The following is a 1,240-nucleotide window of genomic DNA, read 5'->3' on the forward strand; positions in this document are numbered from 1 at the left end:
CAAGCATTTCAAATGAAATGGCTAAAACCTGATTCCAAACAAAACGTGCAGAGCCAAGCAACTTGTTTAAAACAAGCTCCTGTTCCAGATTAGGCTAAAGCCTAAATTTGTATGCTTTGTTGATTTTTATCAATGAGTGTGCATGTAGTAATATATGTATAACACTATCACCAAATAAACACCCGATCAATGACAGAAATATATAAAAACCGCAATTCATCCTTTAATTTACACGTACACTTGGTATTTATTACAAAGTACAGGAAGAAAATTTTAGGTGAGTTACACCATAAATATTTTATTGAGTGTGTATATGATATATGTAAAGAATTTGATGCAGAATTAAAAGAGTGTAATGGTGAAGCAGATCATGTTCACATGCTTATTCAATACCCACCGACAGTTCAACTCAGTAAATTTGTGAATAATTTAAAATCTGTAACAAGCAGAAGAATGAGGAATGAATTTTTAGATTTACGTGGTAGCTATGCCAAGCCTGTTTTATGGTCACGATCTTACTTTTCAGGGTCGTGTGGTGGTGCGCCTTTGGATATTATTAAAAAGTACATTCAAAACCAACAAGGTTAAAATCTGTGAAATTCACCTCCACTCTGACTGTCGGGTGGAGTCCTCTTTCACTTTAAGATAGATATAGCTAAGTTACGCTAAGCGGGCTTTCCTGAGATAAGATCCCCCGTTTATGTCCTGAACTTATTCACTGATGATTACTATACAAAATTGCTCGGAATTATAAAAAATGTATTTTTTGATTTAAGCAAGAGAGTCAATATTATTGTGTGTTAGATTATGGTAATTTTTGAATGATTTTTAATCTATTCAGTTAACCCCAAAAGATTATATTTTGGGGTACTGCATTGGGATCACAGAGGGAATATGCCTATCAAAAACAAATCTATTTTTATCCTTCTTGTCTTTACTGTAGTGATCATGAATATTTTTATGATCAGCTTATTGGCCTATACCTTGCACACTGCACGTGAGCACGCAGAAGCTGAAGCTCGGACTGGTGTAGAAAATTTAACATCACTGCTTGAAAAAAGCGTGAGCAGTAGTTCACAAGAAATCGATTTGTCTTTGTATACTTTACAAACCTATATAACCCGAATTACGGATAAGAAAACCGCTTGAAAAAAAGATGGTTAGAGCCATTTAGAAAGTTACTACACAAACCAAAGACTCTAACCACCATGTTTGATTTTACAGAAATCTTCTGTGTTAT

At 34.2% G+C, this 1,240-nt stretch carries 3 protein-coding genes; 2 read left to right on the forward strand and 1 reads right to left on the reverse strand.

Features of this window, described 5'->3' with window-relative positions; all coding sequences use genetic code 11:
* A partial coding sequence (locus FTU91_RS16415; RefSeq protein ID WP_257221780.1) for a helix-turn-helix domain-containing protein occupies positions 1-88 on the reverse strand: 88 nt, incomplete at its 3' end.
* 101 nt (positions 89-189) lie between these two features.
* Here FTU91_RS16415 and tnpA point away from each other — a divergent pair.
* Both tnpA and FTU91_RS16425 read left to right on the forward strand, forming a co-directional pair.
* Positions 190-588, forward strand: a complete 399-nt coding sequence (gene tnpA / locus FTU91_RS16420; RefSeq protein WP_180044628.1) for an IS200/IS605 family transposase — start codon at positions 190-192, stop codon at positions 586-588.
* A gap of 360 nt (positions 589-948) precedes the next feature.
* Positions 949-1,149, forward strand: coding sequence for a hypothetical protein (locus FTU91_RS16425; protein WP_180082862.1), 201 nt, complete (start codon positions 949-951; stop codon positions 1,147-1,149).
* Positions 1,150-1,240: the final 91 nt, after the last annotated feature.

It is taken from the genome of Acinetobacter sp. YH12201, assembly GCF_013418145.1.
GTDB lineage: Bacteria > Pseudomonadota > Gammaproteobacteria > Pseudomonadales > Moraxellaceae > Acinetobacter.

What these genes read in the sequence shown, in the direction of transcription:
- tnpA (WP_180044628.1), top strand. Translation starts at nt 190, where the DNA reads ATGACAGAAATATATAAAAACCGCAATTCATCCTTTAATTTACACGTA.
- FTU91_RS16425 (WP_180082862.1), top strand. Translation starts at nt 949, where the DNA reads ATGAATATTTTTATGATCAGCTTATTGGCCTATACCTTGCACACTGCA.